This is a genomic window from Cryobacterium shii (assembly GCF_004402595.1).
Taxonomy (GTDB): Bacteria; Actinomycetota; Actinomycetes; order Actinomycetales; family Microbacteriaceae; genus Cryobacterium; species Cryobacterium shii.
On sequence record NZ_SOFY01000068.1, the window covers coordinates 40,652 to 47,167 of the forward strand.

A 6,516-nucleotide genomic window follows, 5' to 3' on the forward strand; every position below is an offset into this window, starting at 1 on the left:
CCCAGTGCCTGGCACTGGCTTCTGTCGAATGAGGAACACATGTCCACCACTTCGGAGCCCGACTGCGGGAGGATCCCGTTCTCTTTCGAGCTGTATCCACCGAGATCGGATGCCGCCGCAACCGCCCTGCACGCGACCATCGCCACCATGGCCTCGGCCGGGCCGGACTTCATCTCGGTGACCTATGGGGCGAACGGGTCCTCCCGCAGCTCCTCGCTCGAGGTGCTCACCCACATCCTGAAGACCACGACGGTCGATCCGATGGCCCACCTCACCTGCGTGGGCTCGTCCAGCCTGGAGGCGAGCCGGCTGATCCGCGAATTCCTGGATGCCGGCGTGCGCAGCTTCCTCGCCCTGCGCGGGGACCCGCCCGAGGGCGCCGGCGAGGGCGAGGCGTTCCTCGGCGACCTGGGCAGCGCGGCGGAACTGGTGCAGCTGATCCACCGGGTGCAGGCGGAGCGGGTGCCCTATCGGGAGACGGTCATCCCCGGCATCCCGGGCGCCCGGGCGGTGAAGACCGAACGGGAGAAGGTGCGTATCGCCGTCGCCGCGTTCCCGAATGGTCACCCGCGGTCACGGTCCACCTCGCAGGACATCGACACCCTGCTGGCCAAGCAGGCCGCCGGGGCGAACCTCGCCATCACCCAGCTGTTCTTCCACGCCGACCACTATCTGAGCTTCATCCAGCGGGCCCGGACGGCCGGGGTCGAATTCCCCATCCTGCCCGGGATCATGCCGGTCACCAGTCCGGCCCGGCTGCGCCGCATCCTCGAGCTCTCCGGCGAGGAGCTGCCCTCCGAGCTGGCCATCCAGCTCGAAGTGGAGCCGACCCGGGAGGGACAGCGGGAGATCGGCACCCGTCACGCCACCGACCTCGCCCGTGAGCTGATCGCGGGCGGCGCCCCCGGCCTCCACCTGTATGCCTTCAACCAGGCCGACACCGTTCTCGCCGTTCTGGCCGGGGCCGGTCTGATCAAACCCGTCCTCGGTTAGACGGAGCGCAGGACGGCGACGACCTTGCCGAGGATCTCGGCGTGGTCGCCGACGATAGGTTCGAAATTGGAGTTCCGCGGGAGCAGCCAGGTGTGACCATCGCGCTGGCGGAAGACCTTGACGGTGGCTTCGTTGTCGAGCATGGCGGCGACGATCTCGCCGTTCTCCGCCGTCTTCTGCTGACGCACCACGACCCAGTCGCCGTCCATGATGGCCGCGTCGATCATGGATTCGCCCGCGACCTTGAGCATGAACAGCTCGCCCTTGCCCACCAGCTGGCGGGGGAGCGGGAAGATCTCGTCGATCTGCTGTTCCGCGGTGATCGGGATGCCGGCGGCGATGCGCCCGACGAGGGGGACCATCGCGGCGTCGCCCACCTGGGCGCCCGAGTGGAAGCTTTCCGTGCTGCTTGACGAGGCATCCTCGGGCGACTGCGGAATCTCGATCAGCACCTCGAGGGCGCGGGGGCGATTGGGGTCCCGGCGGAGGTACCCGCTCAGCTCGAGCTGGTTGAGCTGGTGCGTGACGCTTGAGAGCGAGGACAGGCCGACGGCGTCGCCGATCTCGCGCATGCTCGGCGGGTAGCCGCGCTGGCTGACCGAGCGCTGAATGACGTCCATGATCGCGAGCTGTTTCTCGCTCAGGCTCTTGCGCCGTCTCGTCCCGCTTTTTTCGCGGGGGCCGCTGGGGTCTTGGGCCACGATTGTCGCTCCTCGTCTCGGGCTGCGCGCGGCCCCGGTAGGCGGTGATCACCGGGCCGCGAGCGAATGTCGGGGGTGCCTGATTGTGTTGCAACCAGACACTCGAAACTGTATCCACCTCCGCGCGGATAGACAAACATTCATTCGAGTGTGTCGCAAGTTTTTTTTAGGAATTTCTTCAAAAGGGCTTGATTGTTCGAATAATCGAATATACATTCGGAACATAGGTTCGCATCCGGCTCTCCCGGCCGAGAGCCGGATGCGACTTAACACAGGAGGTTCGACATGAGCACTGCATTCACCATGAGTTCTGCCCTCGGTCTGAGCGGCGCACTCGATCTGAGCACCGCACCCGACGCGAGCGCCGCCCAGGGGCTGCGCGTCGCCACCGGGCGCAGCACCCTGCGCATCACCCGGCGCGGACGCATCGTCCTGACCATGCTGGTTTCGGTTCCGCTCGTCGCCACGGCACTGGCCGTCGCCCTCAACGGGGGCATCGCCGTCGCCGAGAATTCGAACGTGGGCGGTCGTGTCGCCACGGCCTTCGAGTACGTGACCGTCCAGTCCGGGCAGTCCCTGTGGGAGCTGGCCGAGACCGTCGCCCCGACCTCGGACCCGCGTGAGGTGATCGCGGAGATCGTCAGCCTCAATCAGCTGCCGTCCGACAGCGTGCAGCCCGGTCAGCGTCTCGCCCTGCCGAACGAGTACTGACCTTTTCAGTAATATGGGGGGAGTGACCAGTCTCAACGACCTGCCCCTCCGTGACAATCTGCGCGGACTCACTCCCTACGGGGCGCCCCAGCTTCATGTTCCGGTGGCCTTGAACGTGAACGAGAACACGCACGGCATCCCCGCCGCGGTGGCCGACGACATCGCCGCGGCCCTCGCCGTGGCCATCCGCACGGTCAACCGGTACCCGGACCGCGAGTTCACCGAACTGCGGGACTCCCTGGCCCGCTACCTCGGGCACGGGTTGACCCGGAACAACATCTGGGCGGCCAACGGCTCCAACGAGGTGCTGCAGCAGGTGCTGCAGGCGTTCGGCGGCCCCGGCCGCTCCGTTCTGGGCTTCGCGCCGACCTACTCGATGTATTCCCTGCTCGCCTCCGGCACCGGAACCCGCTGGATCGCCGGCGGTCGCGACGCTGACTTCGAACTGTCCCCGGCCACGGCCGTCGAATGGGTCGACCGGGTGGCACCGGACCTCGTCTTCCTGTGCTCCCCGAACAACCCCACCGGCACCCCCCTCTCCCTGGAGACGATCGAGGCCGTCTACAACGCGACCGACGGAATCGTCGTGGTCGACGAGGCCTACGCCGAGTTCGGTCCGGATGGCTCGCCCAGCGCGATGAGCCTGCTGCCCGGGCGCGAGCGTCTGCTCGTGTCCCGCACCATGAGCAAGGCCTTCGCCTTCGCCGGGGCCCGCGTCGGCTACCTCGCGGCCGACCCGGCTGTGACGGATGCCCTGCGCCTGGTTCGCCTGCCGTACCACCTGTCCGCGCTCACCCAGGCGGCCGCGGTGGCCGCCCTGGCGCACACGCCGGAGATGCTCGCCATGGTCGACGACATCCGTGGCCAGCGGGACCGGCTCGTCAGCGAACTCGCCCGCCTCGGCTACACCCCCCTCCGCAGCTCGAGCAACTTCGTTCTCTTCGGCGGCGTGGAGGACCCGCGGGCGACCTTCGAGGCGCTCCTGGCCCTGGGCATCCTCGTGCGCGACATCGGGATCAGCGGTCACCTCCGCGTCACGGCGGGCACCGAGGCCGAGACCACGGCCTTCCTCGAGGCCCTCGAGGGCCTCGGACGGCAGTGAACACCCGGGGCCAATAAACTAAACGGCATGAGCTTCTCTTCAGCGTCCACCTCGCCCCGCTTCGCCCACCTGCAGCGTGAGACGAGCGAGTCCAGCATCGACCTGTCGCTCAACCTCGACGGCACCGGTGAATCCGACATCCAGACATCCGTGCCGTTCTACGACCATCTGCTCACCGCGTTCGCCAAGCACTCCCTGACCGACCTCACCGTGCGCGCCCGCGGCGACATCGACATCGACGTGCACCACACGGTGGAGGACGTCGGTATCCTGCTGGGCCAGGCCATCAAGCAGGCCCTCGGTGACAAATCCGGCATCTCCCGCTACGGCGACGCCCTCGTGCCTCTCGACGAGGCCCTCGTGCAGGCGGTCGTCGACATCTCCGGCCGCCCCTACCTTGTGCACACGGGAGAGCCGGACGGCTTCGAGTACCACCTGATCGGCGGCCACTTCACCGGGTCGATGGTGCGTCACGTGTTCGAGGCGATCGCCTTCAACGCCGGCCTGACCGTGCACGTGACCGTGCAGGGCGGCCGCGACCCGCACCACATCGCCGAGGCCGAGTTCAAGGCCTTCGCCCGCGCCTTCCGGCAGGCCAAGGCACTCGACCCGCTCGTCTCCGGCATCCCGTCGACCAAGGGTGCGCTGTGACCAGCGTCGTCGTCTTCGACTACGGCACGGGCAATGTGCACTCCGCCGTGAAGGCGCTCGAACTGGCCGGGGCCGACGTCACCCTGACCCGCGACCGCAAGCAGGCGCTCGAAGCCGACGGGCTGGTCGTTCCCGGCGTCGGCGCGTTCAGCGCGGTCATGGACGCCCTCAGGGAGGTCAGGGGCGACGAGATCATCGACCGCAGGATCGCCGGCAGCCGGCCGGTCCTGGGCATCTGCGTGGGCATGCAGGTCTTGTTCGAGCACGGCGTCGAACGCGGCGTCGACACCGAGGGTCTGGGCGAGTGGCCCGGCACCGTCACCCAGCTGCGCGCGCCGGTGCTGCCGCACATGGGCTGGAACACCGTCACGCCCGACCCGGACTCCGTCCTGTTCCGGGGGCTCGAGGGTGAGCGCTTCTACTTCGTGCACTCCTACGCCGCGCAGGAGTGGACCCTGGAGGTCATGCCTCCCTTCCCGAAGCCGCGCCTGACCTGGGCCGAGCACGGGGGCCCGTTCCTGGCCGCGGTCGAGAACGGACCGCTCGTGGCCACCCAGTTCCACCCGGAGAAATCCGGGGAGGCGGGCATCCGTCTGCTCTCGAACTGGCTCGGCTCCCTGCACGACTAGCCGGCCGGCGCTGCTGCCCCGTCTCATCCGGTCAGCGCCCCGCCGTGACCGGCCCCAACCCGCGACCATCCGCACCGATTCCCCCGAACTGAGGACCACCATGACTCCGAACACCCCCGCTCCGCGTCTCGTTCTGCTGCCGGCCGTCGATGTGGCCGACGGCAAAGCCGTGCGCCTGACCCAGGGTGAGGCCGGCACCGAGACCAACTACGGCGACCCCGTCGACGCGGCCCTGGACTGGGCTCGCCAGGGCGCAGAGTGGATCCACCTGGTCGACCTGGACGCCGCCTTCGGCCGCGGCACCAACACCGCGGTGATCCGCGACGTCATCCGTGAGGTCACCGGGGTCAAGATCGAGCTCTCCGGCGGCATCCGCGACGACGCGTCGCTGGACGCGGCCCTGAACGCGGGCGTGAGCCGGATCAACCTCGGCACCGCGGCGCTGGAGAACCCGGAGTGGGCGGCGCAGGTCATCGCCCGTCACGGCGACGCCGTCGCCGTCGGCCTCGACGTGCGCGGCACCACCCTCGCGGCCCGCGGCTGGACCAAGGAGGGCGGCGACCTCTGGCAGGTCCTGGCCCGCTTGGAGGAGGCCGGCTGCTCCCGCTACGTCGTCACCGACGTGACCAAGGACGGCACCCTGCAGGGCCCCAACATCGACCTGCTCCGCCAGGTGATGGAGCGCACCGACAAGCCGGTCGTCGCCTCCGGCGGCATCTCCAGCCTGGACGACCTCCGCGCGCTGCGCGAGCTCGTGCCCCTCGGCCTCGAAGGCGCGATCGTGGGCAAGGCCCTGTACGCGGGGGCGTTTACCCTGGGCGAGGCGCTGGATGTCGCGGGCGCGTAACCTCGGCTCGACCGGCCTGCCCGGCGGACCTGGCGGAGCGGGCGGACCCGGGGGGCCTGGTGACTCCGCCGGGCAGCCGTGGGCCGGCCGGGAATTCGAGACCAACGAGCATGCCGAGGACGACGGCCTTGCCCCGGCTCCGCTGCTGGCGGCACTGCGACTTTTCCGCGACCGGGAGGCCGGCGAGGAAGCGGTGATCGACGCCATCCGTGACTCGCGGCTGCTCGTGCCCCTGGTGACCCGGCTCGGCGACTCGGCCACGACTTCGGCCGGGCTGCTCATCGACAAAACGCAGGAACTCTCGATCATCACCGTGGCGGGGCCCGACGGCCGCACGGTGCTGCCCGTGTTCTCCTCGACCGCCGCGATGGCGGCCTGGAACGCGGATGCCCGACCCGTGCCGTCCGACGGCATCCGGGTCGCCCTGGCCGCGGCGCAGGAGAACACCGACCTCGTCGTGCTCGACCCGACCGCGGACACCGAGTTCGTCGTGCGCCGGCCGGCGCTGTGGGCCATCGCCCAGTCGAAGCCGTGGACGCCCAGCTACGCCAGCCGCGAGGTCGCGGATGCCTTCACCGCCTCGGTCGGCACGGAGCTGAGCGTGCTCGGCGTGCATCTGGCCGCGGGCGACCCGACCGGTCGCCTGGCCGGACCCGAGCTGCTCGTGCGCCTCGAACTGGTCGACGGGCTGACTCAGGCCGAGCTCGACGCCACGCTCGCCCGGCTCGCCGCCCGCTGGTCGGCCAGTGACGTGATCGCAACCCAGGTGGATTCGCTCAAGGTGCAGCTCGCCGCGTCGGCGTAGCTCGGCTGCTCGCTCGCCCGCCCGCCCGCTCGCCGGCCCGCTCGCCCGCCCGCCGGCCCGCTCGCTCGCCCGCCGGC

The 6,516-nt window shown here is 69.7% G+C and carries 8 protein-coding genes; 7 read left to right on the forward strand and 1 reads right to left on the reverse strand.

The window, feature by feature from the left end; genetic code table 11:
* The first annotated feature begins 39 nt into the window (after nucleotides 1-39).
* The gene (locus E3O49_RS12540; protein ID WP_134404587.1) at nucleotides 40-993 is read left to right on the forward strand and encodes a methylenetetrahydrofolate reductase; all 954 of its coding nucleotides are present in this window, start codon (nucleotides 40-42) and stop codon (nucleotides 991-993) included.
* Here the strand turns inward: E3O49_RS12540 and lexA are convergent.
* Entirely contained in the window at nucleotides 990-1,613 is a 624-nt protein-coding gene (gene lexA / locus E3O49_RS12545; protein ID WP_241975788.1) for a transcriptional repressor LexA, read from the reverse strand. The two genes, E3O49_RS12540 and lexA, sit on opposite strands and share 4 nt — an antisense overlap.
* Before the next feature lie 366 nt (nucleotides 1,614-1,979).
* On the opposite strand from lexA, the gene E3O49_RS12550 reads away from it, so the two are divergent.
* From E3O49_RS12550 to E3O49_RS12575, 6 genes are all read left to right on the forward strand, one after another.
* On the forward strand, nucleotides 1,980-2,405 hold the full coding sequence (locus E3O49_RS12550) for a LysM peptidoglycan-binding domain-containing protein (protein ID WP_134365993.1): 426 nt from the start codon (nucleotides 1,980-1,982) through the stop codon (nucleotides 2,403-2,405).
* A gap of 22 nt (nucleotides 2,406-2,427) precedes the next feature.
* Nucleotides 2,428-3,507, forward strand: coding sequence for a histidinol-phosphate transaminase (locus E3O49_RS12555; protein WP_370261534.1), 1,080 nt, complete (start codon nucleotides 2,428-2,430; stop codon nucleotides 3,505-3,507).
* Between the two features lie 27 nt (nucleotides 3,508-3,534).
* Entirely contained in the window at nucleotides 3,535-4,158 is a 624-nt protein-coding gene (gene hisB / locus E3O49_RS12560; protein WP_134365995.1) for an imidazoleglycerol-phosphate dehydratase HisB, read from the forward strand.
* A complete protein-coding gene (gene hisH, locus E3O49_RS12565; RefSeq protein ID WP_134365996.1) occupies nucleotides 4,155-4,787 on the forward strand; it encodes an imidazole glycerol phosphate synthase subunit HisH in 633 nt (210 codons plus the stop codon). The genes hisB and hisH overlap by 4 nt, the downstream gene beginning before the upstream one ends.
* Before the next feature lie 100 nt (nucleotides 4,788-4,887).
* Nucleotides 4,888-5,634, forward strand: a complete 747-nt coding sequence (priA, locus tag E3O49_RS12570) for a bifunctional 1-(5-phosphoribosyl)-5-((5-phosphoribosylamino)methylideneamino)imidazole-4-carboxamide isomerase/phosphoribosylanthranilate isomerase PriA (RefSeq protein WP_134365997.1) — start codon at nucleotides 4,888-4,890, stop codon at nucleotides 5,632-5,634.
* Nucleotides 5,618-6,439 carry an SseB family protein gene (locus tag E3O49_RS12575; protein WP_134365998.1) on the forward strand — a complete coding sequence of 274 codons (822 nt, stop codon included), beginning with the start codon at nucleotides 5,618-5,620 and terminating at the stop codon, nucleotides 6,437-6,439. The genes priA and E3O49_RS12575 overlap by 17 nt, the downstream gene beginning before the upstream one ends.
* The last annotated feature ends 77 nt before the right edge of the window (nucleotides 6,440-6,516 follow it).